The following is a 15,092-nucleotide window of genomic DNA, read 5'->3' on the forward strand; positions in this document are numbered from 1 at the left end:
TGCACCCCCCCGGGGGGGGCCCGGCGGGTGCGCCGTAGGGCGCCCCCCCCCCGTCCCGCCCCACGTCCTGTGCGCCGCCCCGCAGACGCGAGTTCGAAGACCGGCCCTACCGCCGCAGCCCCGCCGCCAGCAGCTCGGCGACGGTGGCGAGCTTCACCCGGGGCCGCCCCTCGGCCTCGCCCCGCTCGCGTTCCGCGCGGTCCACCGCCCGCAGCTCCCGCAGCCCGACCGCGTCCGGCCGCCGCTTGCGCACCAGCCGTTCGAAGTCGCCGCGCCCCGCCTCCGGGACGGGCAGCGCGCGGGCGGTCGCGTCGTCCAGCAGCGCGCCCACCGTCTCCCGGGCGCAGGCCCGGTTGGCGCCGATCCCGCCGGACGGCCCGCGCTTGGCCCAGCCCACCACGTACGTCCCCGGCAGCGGCCGTCCGGTCGCCGGGTCGACGACCCGCCCCGCCCGGTGCGCGACCGTCCCGGTCCGCTCGTCGAACGGCAGCCCGGGCAGCGGGACGCCCCGGTGCCCGATGGAGCGCACCACCAGCCCGGCCCGCAGCACGTCCCGCACGCCGGTGCCCTCGACCCGGCCGTCCGCCGCCGGGGCGGTCCGCTCGACGGTCAGCGCCTCGACCCGCCCCTCCCCGGACAACTCGACCGGCGCCGACAGGAACCGCAGCACGATCCGCCGCCCCGGCCCGGGCGCCGCGTCACCGTCGTGCGGCACCAGCGGCAGCCCGGCGAGCAGCGCCGCCCCCGACGCCGTACCCGACCCCGCTTCCGACCCCCCTTCCGCCCCCGCCTCCGCCGCCGCCTCGATCGCCGCCCGGACCTCCGGGTGGTCCGCCACCACCACCTCGACGCCCGGCAGCCGCCGCAGCGCCAGGAACTCCGCCCTGCTCCACGCCGCCTGCCCGGGGCCGCGCCGGGCGAGCAGCACGACCTCCCGGACCCGGCTGCGGCGCAGCGCGGCCAGGGCGTGGTCGGCGATGTCGGTGGCGGCGAGCCGGTCGGGGTCGGTGAGCAGGATGCGGGCGACGTCCACCGCGACGTTGCCGTTGCCGACCACCACCACGCGCTCCGCCGACAGCTCCACCGCGTCGGCGGGCACGGTCGGTTCGGCGTTGTACCAGCCGACGAAGGCGGTGGCGGGCAGGCTGCCCGGCAGGTCCTCGCCGGGTATGCCGAGCCGGCGGTCGGCGGCCGCGCCGACCGCGTACACCACCGCGTGGTGGTGGGCGGCGAGCTCCTGGTGGGTGAGGTCCGTGCCGATCTCCACGTTCAGGTGCATCCGCAGCCGGGGGTCGTGGAAGACGCTCGCGAAGCTCTCCGCGATCCGCTTGGTGGACTGGTGGTCGGGCGCGACGCCGTGGCGCAGCAGGCCGCCGGTGACCGGCAGCCGGTCGATCATGGTGATCTCGGCGCTGGTGCCGCGCAGCAGTTCCTGCGCGGTGTACCCGGCGGACGGGCCGGTGCCGACGACGGCTATCCGCAGCGCGCCGACCTCGGCCGGCAGGCTGCGCGGGAAGCTGGGCGCGCCCCAGGCGTGGTCGTTGGGGTGGTCGCGGAACCAGTCGCGGTTGAGGTCGCCGGACACGGTGTCGGGTCCGCGCAGCCGGTCGACCGGGAACACGGCGTCCACCGGGCAGGCGTCCGCGCAGGCGCCGCAGTCGATGCACGCCCGCGGGTCGATGTAGAGCGTGTCGGTGGTGCCGAACTCCGGTTCGTCCGGGGTCGGGTGGATGCAGTTGACCGGGCAGACGGACACGCACGAGGCGTCGTTGCAGCAGGTCTGGGTGATCGCGTAGGCCATGGCCGGGGTGGGTCCTCGCTGCGCGTGGGGGATGGGGCGGCTCGGTGGTGACGGTCCGTCAGAGCATGTGCACCCGGCGGTAGACGGCCGCCGAGCGGCTGGTGAGCAGGCCGGTCTCGGCGAGGAAGGCCATCAGGTGCCGGGAGCTGGTGCGCATCATCGCCTTGCGGTGCTCGCTGGCCCGCACCTCGGCGAGCGCCCGCTGCACGTCGAGCCCGGCGGCCTTGTACACGCCCGGGTGCACCATGCTGGTGACGATGACGTACGCGCCCACGGCGATGCCGGTGGCCGAGGCGCGCCGGCGGGCCGGGCTCGCGTGGCGCATCCGCTCGCGGATCTCCTGCCGGGCGAACTTCATGTGCCGGGACTCCTCGACCACGTGGATCCGGGACGTGCCGCGGACGATCTCCAGCACCTTCTCGCCGCGCATCCAGTCGCGCTGCATGACGTCGAGCACCTCTTCGGCCACCAGGATGCCGCCGTAGGCGAGTTCGCCCTTGGCGAGCGCCTTGAAGGCGCGCCCGGCCTGGGCGATCACCTTGTTCGGGCGGTAGGCGGGGACGCCCATCTTGGCGCAGGCGCGGGCGAACATGATCGAGTGGCGGCACTCGTCGGCGATCTCGGTGAGCGCGAACTGGAACTCGGCGGTGGCGGGGTTCTTGAGGTACTGGTCGCGCAGCACCATCTGCTGGAGGATCATCTCGAACCAGATACCGGTGTTCATGATCGAGCAGACCTCGTGCCGGGTGAGCGCGACCCGCTGGCGCTCGGTCATCTCGTCCCACAGCCGGGTGCCGTAGAGGGTGCTCCACTCCGGATTGAGGCCGTAGTGGTCGTCCGGGAGGGGGGCGTCCCAGTCGATCTCGGTCGAGGGGTCGTAGGAGAGGGTGGCGGCCGACTCCAGCAGCCGCTTCGAGACGTCGTCGTCGGCCGTGGTGTGGCCGTGCCCCGTCTGCCAGGTGAGAGCCATGGCTGCCTCCAGGTGCCTGTTCCGCGGGTTCCCGCTCACCCGCTTATTAGACGGACAGTACAATAAGAGCCGGTCGCCGAGAACCCCCTGCGCGACAGCGATCCGGCGCGTGACCGTACGGCTCACGCCCCCCTTCCGCCTCCGGGCACGCCCCCTTCCGTCTCACGGTCACGCCCCTCTTCCGCCTCCGGCCCCGTCCCCCTTCCGCCTCCGGCCCCGCCCCGCCTTCCGTCTCACGGCACGGCGAAGGGCGGGACCCGCCCGCTGCCGGGGTCCCGCCCTTCGCCGCAAGCCCTCCGGCGCGCTGCCGCTACCCGCCGATCGCCTGCCGCAGCGCCTCCGCCGCCTCGGCCGTCGCCTCCCGGAAGCGGTGGCCGATACCGATGTAGCTGGCGTACCCGTGGATGAGGTCCGACTGCCGGCTCAGCCGCACCGCGACCCCGGCCTCCTCCAGCGCCCGCGCGTACGCCTCGCCCTCGTCGCGCAGCGGGTCGAAGCCCGCGGTGCCGATGTACGCGGGCGGCAGGCCGGTCAGGTCCTCGGCGAGCAGCGGCGACAGCCGCGGGTCGGTGCGGTCGGCGGGCGCGGGCGCGTACCGGTCGGCGAACCAGTCCATGTCGGCGCTGGTCAGGAAGAACCCGTCGGCGAACAGTGCGCGCGAGGGGCGCCGGGTCGAGGCGTCGGTCGCCGGGTACAGCAGCAGCTGGAACACCGGCGCGGGGCCGCCCCGCCGGACCGCCTGCTGGGCGGCGACGGCGGCCAGGTTGCCGCCCGCGCTGTCCCCGCCGACCGCGATCCGCTCCGGGTCCGCGCCCAGGTCGGCGGCCTTGGCGTAGGCGTAGTCGAACGCGGCCAGCGCGTCCTCGGCCGCCGCCGGGAACGCGTGCTCGGGCGCCAGCCGGTACTCCACCGACAGCACCCGCACCCGCGCCCGCTGGGCGAGGAAGCGGGCGACGTGGTCGTGGCTGGCCCGGCTGCCGACCACCCAGCCCCCGCCGTGCAGGAGGACCAGCAGGCCGGAACCGGCCGCCAGCCCCTCCGGGGTGTACAGCGTCGCGGCCAGTTCGCCGTGCTCCTGCGGGATGCCGACGCTCCGCGCGGCCACCGTACGGTTGCGCGGCCCGCCCACCAGGTGCCGCGCGTGCTCCATCGCGGCGCGCGACGGCCCGACCCCGCCCGACATCACCAGGGACGCCCCGGACAGCCGTTGGAGCTTGAGTATCAACTGCGCGTCCAGCGCGAGCGTCTGCCCGTCGAGGACCACCGGCTTGCCCGCGACGGCCCGCCGCAGGCCCTCGGGCAGCGCGTACGCGGCGCGGACGACGGCGGCCTGGATCCGAACGGGCGGTGGGATCGTCATCTCTTCTGCCTCCTGACGGCGGCCCTGGAACGGTGTCGGGGCGGTTCTGCCGGGGCCGGGAGCCCATGATGGGCCCCTCCCGGCGGACGCGGAAGCCCCCTGGACGCCGTCTGAACCCGCCCTCGACCCCGCCCTCGACCCTGCCGCCCGCCCGCTCACCCTGTACTCGAGGCCATCTCCAACCGCCGTGCCCGGGAGGCCAGATGGCGCCGCTCCGGGGCGCTCGCCGTCCTGGCCGCCGCCTCCCGGTAGGCGCGGGCGGCGGCCGCCGGGTCGGTGCCGAGCCGGTCGAGCAGGTGCGCCTGGACGGCGAGCAGCCGGTGGTGCCGGGCCAGGCGCCGGTCCCCGGCCAGCTCCGCCACCAGTGCCAGCCCGGCCTCCGGCCCGTGCACCATCGCGACCGCGACCGCCCGGTTGAGCGCGACCACCGGGTTCGGGTCGAGGCGCAGCAGCAGGTCGTACAGCGCCAGGACCTGCGGCCAGTCGGTCTCCCGCGCCGTCGCCGCCTCCCCGTGCACCGCGGCGATCGCGGCCTGCACCTGGTACGGACCGGCCTGCCCGCGCGGCAGCACCGAGGCGATCAACTCCAGCCCCTCGTCCAGCAGTTCATGGTCCCACCGGCCGCGGTCCTGCTCGTCCAGCGGCACCACCGCGCCGTGCGCCCCGGTACGGGCCGGCCGGCGGGCGTCGGTCAGCAGCATCAGCGCGAGCAGCCCCGCCGTCTCGGCGTCCCCGGGGGTGAGCCGCCGCAGCAGCCGGGTCAGCCGGATCGCCTCCTCGGACAGCCGCGGCGCGGTCAGCTCCTCGCCGCCGCTCGCCGTGTAGCCCTCGTTGAAGACCAGGTACAGCACGTGCCGGACCTCGCCCAGCCGCCCCGCCCCGCCCTCCGGGAGGGACTCTCCCCCGCCGAGGGACAGTCCCCCGCCCACGGTCCTCAGCGTCTGCTTCGCCCGGCTGATCCGCTGCGCCATCGTCGCCTCGGGCACCAGGAACGCGGCCGCGATCTGCGCGGTGGTCAGGCCGCCGACCGCGCGCAGGGTCAGCGCGATCCGGCTCGGCACGGACAGCGCCGGGTGGCAGCAGAGGAACAGCAGCGCGAGCGAGTCGTCCGCCGCCGGGTCGGGCGCGTCGGCCGCGGGGGCCAGCAGCGCCGACTGCGGCGTGGCCAGCGCCAGCGCCTCCTCCCGGCGGCGGCGCGCCGAATCGCTGCGCACCCGGTCCACCAGCCGCCGCTCCGCCACCGTCACCAGCCAGCCCCTCGGGTTGCCCGGCACCCCGCCCTCCGGCCACTGCGTCGCGGCGGCCAGCAGCGCCTCCTGCACCACGTCCTCGCACGCGTCGAACGCCCCGCCGTGCCGCCGCACCAGCACGCCGAGGACCTGCGGCGCCAGTTCGCGCAGCAGGCCCTCGACGGCACCGGTCGTTCCGCTCACTCGCACACGGGGAGGTCGCCCGCCGCGGACTCGTGCAGGATCGGCCACAGCTCCACCGGCTCCACGTCCGCGAACGGCATGTCCGCCGCGATCTGCTGGGCCCGCTCCAGGCTCTCGCAGTCCAGCAGGTAGAAGCTGGCCACGTACTCCTTGGTCTCCAGGTACGGCCCGTCGGTGACCACCGGCACCCCCTCCGCCCGCCGCACCAGCTGCGCCGCCGCCGCGTCCGCCAGCCCGTACGCGCCGACCAGCTCCCCGCTCTCCCGGTACCGCGCGTTGAACGCCTCCTGCCTGGCGATCGCCTCCGGCCACGCCTCGGCCGGGAAGGAGTCCCACTTGGCCTGGTTGCCGTAGATCATCGCGACGTACTTCATTCCGGGTGTCCCCTCCGTCTCACGCGCCCCGTCGGCGCGCCGTCACCTCTCAGTCGGAGCGGCGGAACCCGGCCTCTACATCGGCCGACGACTTTCCCGAGGAATCTTTCTCGCGCCCCTGACCCCCACGAACGATCAAGGTACGGCAGCCGCCGGCCACCCGGCGCTCAGGAGTTGCGCCGGTCCTCCGCGTCGAAGGACGTGAGGGCCCGGGCCCCCGGTTCGAGGGCCTGGCGCAGGGCGGCCAGGACGGTCGGGTCCAACCCTCCCACGGCGTCGGCGAGTTCCTCGGCCACGTCCGCCGCGATCTCCGCCGCCACGGCCTGTGCCGGCGTGCGGGGGCCGAGCTTGCTGACGGCGGCGGCGGCGCGGGTGGGGGTGAGCAGGGCCGAGGCCTGGACGAGGAGCCAGGCGGGGACGCCGGCCGCGCCCTCCGGCGGGGGGAGGTAGGGGCGGGCGCCGTCGTAGCGGTCGTCCTCGGCGAAGGCCTGCTGCTTCACCTTCACGAGCGGACGGGCGGTGGCGGACTCGTGCCATTCGCCGGCCGGTTTGAGGACGTACCCCTCGGCGAGGTTGTCCGGCAGCTCGGGCAGGCCGAGCAGGGCGGGCACCCGGCTGGGGTAGCGGACCGGCAGGTCGTGCAGGGTGTTCAGCGGGCCGTGGCCGAGCAGGGGGACGCAGGTGAGTCCGGCGGCCCGCGCGGCCGTGCGCAGGGTGCGGTCGGCGATCCACCAACGGCCTTCGGGTGTCTCGACGGTGGCGTCGAAGGGCAGCCAGCGCAGGCCGGGGGCGTACCAGACGCCGGTCTGGACCGGGTCGACGCCGGGGACGGCGGGCACCCCGGGGTGCGGGTAGCGGCCGCCGGCCAGTTCGCCGTAGACCGTCACCACGGCGGCGGCGCCCCACGGTTCGCGCACCGCGGCGGCGAACCGGGCGGCCGCGACGGAGAGTTCGGGCCAGATCCGGCTCACCCCGAAGAAGCCGTCCAGCCCCTCGTCGTCCAGCAGTTCACGCCGTTTCGCGGCCCGGACGGAGCCGCCTTCGCAGACCACGGCGAAGTGTGCCCCGTGCACCTTCTCGGCCGCGGTCCACTCGCGGCTGCCGGGCCCGCCGGAGCGGCCCCGGGCGGGGATCTTGGGGTAGGGCCGCAGCCCGGGCCCGTCGGACACCGTCTCGAACACCGTCTCGGACACGAACGGAATCCTCGCCGCCGGGGCCGCCGCCTGGCAACCGGGATTTCCCGGCCCGGACGGCGACCCAGGTCGGAGCGACGACCCGGGTCGGAGCGGCGCGGGTCAGACCCCCCACTCCGCGCGCAGCGCCGCGAAGGCCTCGTGGAACCCCGGGAAGGTCTTCCGCACGCAGCCCGGGTCGTCGAAGGTGATGCCGGGGGTGCGCAGCGAGGTGACGGCGAAGGACATGACGATCCGGTGGTCGGAGTGGGTGATGACCTCGGCCGGGCGGGGCGTGCCGGGCCGGATCTCGATCCAGTCGTCCCCGGTGGCCACGGTGACGCCCATCGCGCGCAGGTTGTCGGCGCAGGCCTCCAGGCGGTCGCACTCCTTGACCCGGGTGTTGTGGACGTCCTCGATCCGCACCGGCCCGGTGGCGAACGGGGCGATGGCCGCGAGGGTGGGCATGGTGTCGGAGATGTCCCGCATGTTGACGGTGATCCCGCCGAGCGGGCCCTCGCCGGCCACCGTGGTGCGGTCGGCGCCGACGTCCACCCGGGCGCCCATCCGCCGCAGCACGTCGACGAAGCGCAGGTCGCCCTGGAGCGCGTCCCGGCCGAGGCCGGGGACGGTGACCTCCCGGCCGGCCAGGGCCGCGGCGGCGAAGAAGTAGCTGGCCGTGGAGGCGTCCGGCTCGATCGGGTAGTCGGCGGCCCGGTAGCCGCCGGGGGGCACCTCGAACAGCTCGCCCGCGGGCGTCCGTTCCCGCTTCACCTCGACCCCGAAGTCGCGCATCATCGCCAGGGTGATGCCGATGTACGGCGCGGAGACCAGCCGGGTGACGGTGATCCGCAGGCCGTCCCGGGTGAGCGGGCCGAGCAGCAGCAGCGCGGTCAGGTACTGCGAGGACTGCCCTGCGTCCAGGGTGAGTTCACCGCCGCGGACGCCGTCGGCGAGGACCGTCAGCGGGTGGTGCCCCTCGGCCTCCTCGTGCCGCAGGTCCACGCCCAGGTCGCGCAGCGCCCGGGTGAGCGGGGCGACCGGGCGGCGGCGCATCTGGGCGGAGGCGTCGAAGCGGTACGTGCCGTGGCCGGCGGCGGCGAGGGTGGGCAGGAAGCGCGCGGTGGTGGCGCCGTCGCGGCAGTACACCTCGGCCTCCGGGACGGCGGGACCGGCCGGGCGGCCCTCCACCCGCCACGCCCCGGCCGTCCGCTCGATCCGGTACCCGAGGGTGTCCAGCCCCTGCGCGAAGCCCTCGGTGTCGTCCGAGGACAGCGGCCGGCGCAGGGTGGTCACGCCCTCGGCGGCGGCGGCCAGGAACAGCGCCCGGGCGGTGATGGACTTGGACCCGGGGATCTCCACAGCAGTCACGGCAGGCTCTCCCAACACGAGTGTCCGACAGGTGTCTCCGGTGACGTCGGGCCCGATCCTGCCCGACCCGGCCACCGCCGTGGCCGACCATCCACGGACTGGACGGTGACGGGGGCGACAACAGTGGGCGAAGGCTTCAGCCGCGTGCCGAGGGGCCGTTTCAGCAGCGCGCCCAGAGCCCGGCCAGGTGCGTGTGCAGGACCTCCTCCGCCTCCGCCACCGTCCGGTGCCCGACCAGTACGTGCGCGGTGAGCCCGTCGGCGAGGGCGAGCAGCGTACGGGCCTCGGTCCGCGCGTCCACCGCCCTGTCGACCGCCGCCCCGCCCAGCGCCGATCCCCCGGCCGCCGGCCCGCCCGCCGTCGCCCCGCCCAGCGCCGATCCCCCGCCCGCCGCCTCCGCGACCAGCCGCACCACCAGCTCCTCCAGCGCCGCGTAACTGCTCCGCAGGGTGGCCGCCAGCGCCGGGTTGACGGCGGCCCCGGCGACGAAGGCGAGCCAGATCCTGGCCTCGGCCCGGTGCTCCTCGCGCAGCAGCGCCACCTCGCCCGCCACCAGCCCGAGTTCGGTGGCCGCCGACTGCGCAGGGCCGGCCGTGAGCCGGTTCCGCACCCGCGCGGTGACCCGCTCCCCGACGTGCGCGAGCGCGGCCAGCAGCATCTCCTCCTTGGTGCGGAAGCAGCGCTGGACAGCCCCCATCGAGACCTCCGCCCGGGTGGCGACGTCCCTCAGGGTGACGCCCTCCAGCCCGTGCTCGTCCACCAGTAGGCAGACGGCCTCGGCGATCCGCCGGCGCCGGCCCTCGTGGTCCACCTGTTTCGGCATGCCCGTCCTCCTCGCCGCCGTGTTCTCCGATATTCGATATTCCGATGCAAGCGTATCGGTTCCGGGCTAGGGTTCGTTCCGTTCCGATGCGACCGCATCGGAACGAGCCCGACGACCCGCCGAGGAGCGCCCCCATGTCCCTGTGGAGCAAGCCCGCCACCGAACTCGCCGCCGCCGTGCGCGGCGGCGAGGTGTCGGCCCTGGAGGTGGTGGACAGCCACCTGGCCCGGATCGACGAGGTCAACCCCCGTCTGAACGCCGTCACCCAGCTCCTCGCCGACCGGGCCCGCGCGGCCGCGCGGGACACCGACCGCCGCCGGGCCGCCGGCGAGCCCCTCGGGCCGCTCGCGGGCGTGCCGTTCACCGTGAAGGAGTGCACCCCGATCGCCGGCGTGGCCACCACCTTCGGCACCCCGCGCTTCCGCGACCACGTCGCCACCGACGACGCCGTCCCGGTGGCCCGGCTGCGCGCGGCCGGGGCGATCCCGATCGGCCACAGCAACCTGCCGACCCTGATCCTCGCCGGGATGCACACCCGCAGCGAGCTGTACGGCGACACCTACAACCCCTGGGACCGGCGCCGCACCCCGGGCGGCACCAGCGGCGGGGACGGCGTGGCCGTCGCCGCCGGGATGGCCCCGCTCGGCCTCGGCAACGACTCCGGCGGCTCGGTCCGCATCCCCGCCTCCTTCTGCGGGGTCGCCGCCCTCGATCCGACCACCGGCCGCTTCCCCGCCGACCAGCGCCTGATCGGCCCGGACGACCCCGGCCCGGCCTCCCAGGTCCTGGTCACCGACGGCCCGTTGGCCCGTACGGTCGCCGACCTGCGGCTCGCCTACGAGACGCTGGCGGGCACCGACCCGCGCGACCCGCGCGCCGTGCCCGTCCCGCTGTACGGCGAGCCGCTCGCCGCCCCCGTCCGGGTCGCCGTCGTCGCCGACCCGGGCGGCCACGGCGTCCACCCGACCGTCCGCCGCGCCGTCGAGACCGCCGCCGACGCCCTGCGCGACGCCGGGTACGACGTCCAGGAGGTCCCCGACGTCCCGCGGCTGGACGAGGCGCTCGACACCTACCACCGCCTGACCGGCACCGAGTTCGCGCCGAACTGGCCCGCCGTCCGGCAGCTGCTGGGCGAGGGCGGCGACCGCTTCATCGAGCTGACGATGCGCAGCTCCCCGCCCGTGGACGGCCCCGGCCTGATCCGGCTGCTGGGCACCTGGATGAACATCCGCCGCTCCTGGGCGGAGTTCCTGCACGCGTACCCGCTGCTGCTGGGCCCGGTGTTCACCGAGCCGCCGGTCGAACCGGGCCTGGAGTCGCGGGACCAGGCGGGCCGGGACCGGGTCGCCTCGGCCATGCGGCTCTGCTCGGTGACCAGCTTCGTCGGCGTCCCGTCCGTCGCCGTCCCGACCGGTCTCGCCGCGGACGGCCTCCCCACCGGTGTGCAGCTCGTCGGCCGGGCCTTCCGGGAGGACCTCTGCCTGGCCGCCGCCCAGGCCGTCGAGGACCGCCTCGGCACCCTCGCCCCGATCGACCCGAGGCCGTAAGCCGCAGGCCGTAAGCCACAGGCCGCACGCCCGCACGCCCGCACACCGCACGCCGCAGGCCGCACCGACCGCCGGGGCTGCTCCCGCCGTGGCCACATCACCGTGGCCGCACCGCCGCTCAGGCGCCGGGCAGCCCCGGCACCACCAGCCCGCTCTCGTACGCGATCACCACCGCATGGGTCCGGTTCTGCGCGCCGAGCTTGCCCAGCACGTTCCCGACGTGCGTCTTCACCGTCTCCTGGCTCACCGCGAGGGCCTGCGCGATCTCCGGGTTGGAGAGCCCGGTCGCCATCAGCCGCAGCACCCCCTCCTCCCGGCCGGTCAGCGCCGCCCTGGGCAGCGCCTCGGCCGACTCCAGCGGCCGGGCCGCGACCATCCGGCGCAGCGCGGCGGGGAACAGCACCGCCTCCCCGGCGGCCACCACCCGCACCGCCTCGGCGATCTGCGGGACGGGCCGCCGCTTCAGCACGAAGCCGCTGGCGCCGGCGCTCAGCGCGGCGGTGACGTAGCCGTCGTTCTCGAAGGTGGTGATCACCACGACCTTGGGCGGGTCGGTGTCCTTCAGCAGTTCGCGGGTCGCCTCGATCCCGTTGCGACGCGGCATCCGCACGTCCATCAGCACCACGTCCGGGCGCAACATCCGCACCTGCTGGACCACTTCGACGCCGTCGGCGGCCCGCCCGACCACCGTGATGCCCTGTTGGGCACCCAGCAGGGTGCTCAGGCCGCTGCGGGTGACGGGGTCGTCGTCGGCGATCAGGAGGGTGACGTCGGGCGCCGCCCCAGCGGCGGGGTCGGCCACCCTGTCCTCACCGCTCCCGCTCACGCTCCCGTCGGCCCCGCTCCCCCCGGCCCCGCTCCCCCCGGAGCCGCGACCACCGCCCCCGCTCACGCCGACCACCGCATCGGCAGCCGGACCGCCAGCCGCCACTGCCCCTCGCCGTACGGGCCGGCCTCGAACTCGCCGTGCAGCAGCCGCACCCGCTCGGCCAGCCCGGGCAGGCCGTGCCCGGAGGTCGGGAAGCCGCCCGCCCCGGCCCCGTCCGCCACCCCGTTGACCACGCTCAGCTCCAGCTCGTCCGCCCCCGCCGCCACCCGCAGCTCGATCGTCCCGCCCGAGCCGTGCCGCAGCGCGTTGGTCAGCCCCTCCTGGACGATCCGGTACGCGGCCCGGGAGAGCGTGCCCTGCACCTGCGCCAGGTCCCCGGTGGTGCGCGGCGCCACGACGGCGCCCGCGTGCCGGAGCCGGTCGATCAGTTCGGGCAGGTCGGTGAGGGTGCGGGTCGGCGCGGTGCCGGACTCCTCCTCGCGCAGCGCGCCGAGCACGTAGTCGAGGTCCTCCAGCGCGGCCCGGGTCGACTCCTCGATGCTGCGCATGGCGGCCCGCGCGGCGACCGGGTCGTCGGCCAGCACCTCGCCCGCGACGGCGGCCTGGATGGTGGCGGCGGTCAGGGTGTGCCCGATGGAGTCGTGCAGTTCGTGGGCCAGCCGGTTGCGTTCGGCCAGCAGCCGCTCCCGCTCGGCGGCCATCGCGAGCCGCTCGGCCGGCGAGGGCCCGAGCAGCCGGGGCGCCAGCCACCGCAGCGCGCCCGACACGGCCACGAACAGCGCCACCGCGAGCACCAGGGCGAGCACTCCCACGATCCAGGCCCAGACGCCCGTCACGTCCGTGGCCCAGCCGAGGAGGCTGACCCTCGCCGTGCCCTCCGCCCAGCGGCCGGGCAGCGCCACGGCCGTCACCAGCAGCGTGCTGCCGCCGATCAGCACGGTCCAGCCCAGCGCCACGTGCGCCACCACGAACGCCGGCGTCCGCCACCACTCCGCCGCGGCGGCCCCCTTCACCGGGGCGGGCACCGCGACGCCCAGCGTCCTGCGCGCCCCCGCCGCCAGCACCCGGCGCACCAGCCGGGGCAGCCCGCACAGCCCGAGCAGCACCGCCCACAGGGGCAGCGCCACCCAGACCGAGTCCGGGCGGCCGGACAGCCCCAGCGTCACCCCGAGCGCCACCATCGCCACCGGCAGCGCGGCCACTGCCCCGACCACCGCGAACAGCACACCCGTATACGTCGACCCGCGCAGCAGCGGCTTCAGTCCCTTGATCATGTCCGCCAGTATCACCGGCCTTCGCACCCTCGCCCTCCCCCGATCGAGGGAGGATCTCCGCAGGTCCGCGCCGTGCCCCCGCGCCGTCCGCCACCCGCCGGCTCCGCCGACTCCGCCGAGCACGACGCGGCTCCCCGCGGCGGGGCCCCGGGCGCGGTCCCGCGCCGCCCGTCCGAGGGCCGCCCGTCCGAGGGCCGCCGACCTTCACCGACGAGGGCCCGCGTCGAACTCGGCCGGAACGCGACCACTCGTTCGCGTGATTCGGGGTCGAAGCCACCGCCGGGGCCGCCGGAGATCAGACCATCGCAAGGATGACGATCAATCAAAAGCTCTTCCGGCAAGGCCTGTTGGCGACCGCCTCCACTGCCACGGCGCTGGCCGTCACGACCGGCACCACGACGACCGCCCCGGCCGCACCCGCCCAGCGGGACGGCGGCCCGCAGGCCTACCGGGTGTCCGTCCGGGCCGGTGGGGCCTGGGAACTGCCCCCCGGCCTGACCTCCTTCACGGTGTACGTCCGGGGTTCCGGCGGCGGCTCCGGTGGCGGCGGCTCCGGAAGCGGCTGGAGCGGCGGCCGGGACGCCACCGAGGGCATCGCCGAGGGCACCACCGGCAGCGGCGGCCCGGCGATCGCACCCGGCTGACGCAGCCGGGCGGAGGCGCAACGACGCCCGCCCCGGCACCCCCACCGCCCCGCACGGCCGAACCACGGGAAATCGGCCGCCGCCCCGGATCCGCACCCCTCCCGACCAGCCCGATGCGGATCCGGGGGTGCGGATTCCGGCCGTTTCGGTGATCGGCCTGCCAACGAACGGACGGTGGCCGAGACTTGGCCACCGGACCGGGCACCCGACCAGCCTGACTCCGACGGAACGTCAATTCGCTTGATCCACAAGGTCATTGAAGAGACAGGAGTTCCCGGATGGCTGGTTCATCCACCCCGCGCACGGCCGCCCTCACCGCCGCCGCGACGGCCGTCGCCCTGCTCCTCGGCCCGGTACCCGCCGCAACGGCCGACCCGGGCCCGCCGCTCCCGACCCCCCACCTCCTACCGCTGCCCGCCAACGCCGGCCCGCTCAGCACCGCGTACAGCCTGAACAACGCGGGCGACGTCCTCGGCGAGTGCTACCTGAGCATCCCCGGCCTGTTCGCCCCGCGCGCCCTCCGCTGGAACACCGGAACCCTCGGCTACACCACCCTGGAACCATTGCCCGGCGAGACCGGTACCCGCCCGGGCGCCATGAACGAGGCGGGCACCGCGGTCGGGGTCTCCTTCGCGTCGCTGACCGACAACCACCCGGTCCGCTGGGCCCTCGACGGCACCCCGACCGCCCTGGAACTGCCGGCCGGAGCCCGCGGCGGCGGCGCGAACGGGATCAACAACACCGGTGTCGTGATAGGCGATTCGTACGACGCGGTGTTCCGCCCCCTGCCCGTGAAGTGGCGGGCCGACGGCACCAGGGTCGCCCTGCCGCTGCTGGACGGCGACGACACCGGTGCGACCACGGCCGTCAACGACGCGGGCTTCGTCATCGGCTGGTCCGAACGACGTCTCAGCGGCGAGCCCCGGAAGCGCGCGGTGGTCTGGAGCCCGTCGGGCACCGTGACCGCGCTGCCGCTCCCGCCGGGGATCGACGTGGCCGGGGTCTACCGGATCACCGACGCCGGTGTGATCGTCGGCCCCGGACGGCGCGAGGGGAGCACCGAGCTCGACCGGGTGGTGCTCTGGGCGGCGGACGGCACCGTCCGGGACATCGGCGAGGGCCGGCCGAACTCCATCACCAACACCGACACCGTCGTCGGGGCGGCGTTCGACGCCGCCCGCTCCCTGCACGCCGCCTACTGGAACCCGGACGGCACCCGGACGCTGCTCGACGGCCCGGCAGGCCAACAGAGCACGGCGCGCACGATCAACAGCGCGGGCACCGCCGTCGGCACCGCGACGGGTTCGGACTGGGACCACGGCACGGCACTGCTGTGGAAGCGCGACGGGACGGCCGTCACGCTCCCGCCGTCCTCGCTCAGCCCGTACGCCTCGGCCTCCCTCGTCAACGAGTCCGGGGTGATCGTCGGGCACGCCACCCTGCCGGACGCGCAGTCGCTGCCGCGCGCGATGGTCTGGAAGCCCTGATGGCCAC

Annotated in this window: 13 protein-coding genes; 3 read left to right on the top strand and 10 right to left on the bottom strand. The window is 75.8% G+C overall.

The window, feature by feature from the left end; translation table 11 throughout:
- Positions 1-106: 106 nt before the first annotated feature.
- The 8 genes from ACFVXH_RS21350 to ACFVXH_RS21385 all read right to left on the bottom strand — a co-directional run bounded on the left by ACFVXH_RS21350 (position 107) and on the right by ACFVXH_RS21385 (position 9,304).
- A complete protein-coding gene (locus ACFVXH_RS21350; protein ID WP_387826024.1) occupies positions 107-1,801 on the bottom strand; it encodes a 4Fe-4S binding protein in 1,695 nt (564 codons plus the stop codon).
- 58 nt (positions 1,802-1,859) lie between these two features.
- The gene (locus ACFVXH_RS21355) at positions 1,860-2,771 is read right to left on the bottom strand and encodes a diiron oxygenase (RefSeq protein WP_387826027.1); all 912 of its coding nucleotides are present in this window, start codon (positions 2,769-2,771) and stop codon (positions 1,860-1,862) included.
- 310 nt (positions 2,772-3,081) lie between these two features.
- The gene (locus ACFVXH_RS21360) at positions 3,082-4,131 is read right to left on the bottom strand and encodes an alpha/beta hydrolase (RefSeq protein WP_380778252.1); all 1,050 of its coding nucleotides are present in this window, start codon (positions 4,129-4,131) and stop codon (positions 3,082-3,084) included.
- Between the two features lie 155 nt (positions 4,132-4,286).
- A complete protein-coding gene (locus ACFVXH_RS21365; protein ID WP_387826030.1) occupies positions 4,287-5,564 on the bottom strand; it encodes an RNA polymerase sigma factor in 1,278 nt (425 codons plus the stop codon).
- Positions 5,561-5,938 (bottom strand): YciI family protein, encoded by a 378-nt coding sequence (locus ACFVXH_RS21370; protein WP_074005594.1) that lies wholly within the window; start codon positions 5,936-5,938, stop codon positions 5,561-5,563. The genes ACFVXH_RS21365 and ACFVXH_RS21370 overlap by 4 nt, the downstream gene beginning before the upstream one ends.
- Positions 5,939-6,105: 167 nt before the next feature.
- Complete coding sequence (locus ACFVXH_RS21375; protein ID WP_387826033.1) at positions 6,106-7,131, bottom strand: RNA ligase family protein; 1,026 nt, start codon at positions 7,129-7,131, stop codon at positions 6,106-6,108.
- A 102-nt stretch (positions 7,132-7,233) separates the two neighbouring features.
- Positions 7,234-8,481, bottom strand: a complete 1,248-nt coding sequence (gene aroA / locus ACFVXH_RS21380; protein WP_387826036.1) for a 3-phosphoshikimate 1-carboxyvinyltransferase — start codon at positions 8,479-8,481, stop codon at positions 7,234-7,236.
- A 160-nt stretch (positions 8,482-8,641) separates the two neighbouring features.
- Positions 8,642-9,304: a TetR/AcrR family transcriptional regulator gene (locus ACFVXH_RS21385; protein ID WP_387826039.1), complete on the bottom strand. Its 663-nt coding sequence runs from the start codon at positions 9,302-9,304 to the stop codon at positions 8,642-8,644.
- 134 nt (positions 9,305-9,438) lie between these two features.
- On the opposite strand from ACFVXH_RS21385, the gene ACFVXH_RS21390 reads away from it, so the two are divergent.
- Complete coding sequence (locus ACFVXH_RS21390; RefSeq protein ID WP_117489864.1) at positions 9,439-10,851, top strand: amidase; 1,413 nt, start codon at positions 9,439-9,441, stop codon at positions 10,849-10,851.
- Between the two features lie 118 nt (positions 10,852-10,969).
- Here ACFVXH_RS21390 and ACFVXH_RS21395 read toward each other — a convergent pair whose 3' ends face one another.
- Complete coding sequence (locus tag ACFVXH_RS21395) at positions 10,970-11,653, bottom strand: response regulator (RefSeq protein WP_387826042.1); 684 nt, start codon at positions 11,651-11,653, stop codon at positions 10,970-10,972.
- Between the two features lie 86 nt (positions 11,654-11,739).
- A complete protein-coding gene (locus ACFVXH_RS21400; RefSeq protein ID WP_387826045.1) occupies positions 11,740-12,954 on the bottom strand; it encodes a histidine kinase in 1,215 nt (404 codons plus the stop codon).
- Between the two features lie 311 nt (positions 12,955-13,265).
- Here ACFVXH_RS21400 and ACFVXH_RS21405 point away from each other — a divergent pair, with 311 nt between their 5' ends.
- Positions 13,266-13,598: a hypothetical protein gene (locus ACFVXH_RS21405; RefSeq protein WP_387826048.1), complete on the top strand. Its 333-nt coding sequence runs from the start codon at positions 13,266-13,268 to the stop codon at positions 13,596-13,598.
- 278 nt (positions 13,599-13,876) lie between these two features.
- On the top strand, positions 13,877-15,085 hold the full coding sequence (locus ACFVXH_RS21410) for a hypothetical protein (protein WP_387826051.1): 1,209 nt from the start codon (positions 13,877-13,879) through the stop codon (positions 15,083-15,085).
- The last annotated feature ends 7 nt before the right edge of the window (positions 15,086-15,092 follow it).

Source organism: Kitasatospora sp. NPDC058184 (assembly GCF_042883725.1).
In the GTDB taxonomy this organism is placed as follows: domain Bacteria; phylum Actinomycetota; class Actinomycetes; order Streptomycetales; family Streptomycetaceae; genus Kitasatospora.

Excerpts from the sequence above, each read along its gene's own strand:
- ACFVXH_RS21410 (WP_387826051.1), top strand. The coding sequence starts at position 13,877 with ATGGCTGGTTCATCCACCCCGCGCACGGCCGCCCTCACCGCCGCCGCG.
- ACFVXH_RS21400 (WP_387826045.1), bottom strand. The coding sequence starts at position 12,954 with ATGATCAAGGGACTGAAGCCGCTGCTGCGCGGGTCGACGTATACGGGT.
- ACFVXH_RS21360 (WP_380778252.1), bottom strand. The coding sequence starts at position 4,131 with ATGACGATCCCACCGCCCGTTCGGATCCAGGCCGCCGTCGTCCGCGCC.
- ACFVXH_RS21385 (WP_387826039.1), bottom strand. The coding sequence starts at position 9,304 with ATGCCGAAACAGGTGGACCACGAGGGCCGGCGCCGGCGGATCGCCGAG.
- ACFVXH_RS21405 (WP_387826048.1), top strand. The coding sequence starts at position 13,266 with ATGACGATCAATCAAAAGCTCTTCCGGCAAGGCCTGTTGGCGACCGCC.
- ACFVXH_RS21370 (WP_074005594.1), bottom strand. The coding sequence starts at position 5,938 with ATGAAGTACGTCGCGATGATCTACGGCAACCAGGCCAAGTGGGACTCC.
- ACFVXH_RS21390 (WP_117489864.1), top strand. The coding sequence starts at position 9,439 with ATGTCCCTGTGGAGCAAGCCCGCCACCGAACTCGCCGCCGCCGTGCGC.
- ACFVXH_RS21355 (WP_387826027.1), bottom strand. The coding sequence starts at position 2,771 with ATGGCTCTCACCTGGCAGACGGGGCACGGCCACACCACGGCCGACGAC.
- ACFVXH_RS21350 (WP_387826024.1), bottom strand. The coding sequence starts at position 1,801 with ATGGCCTACGCGATCACCCAGACCTGCTGCAACGACGCCTCGTGCGTG.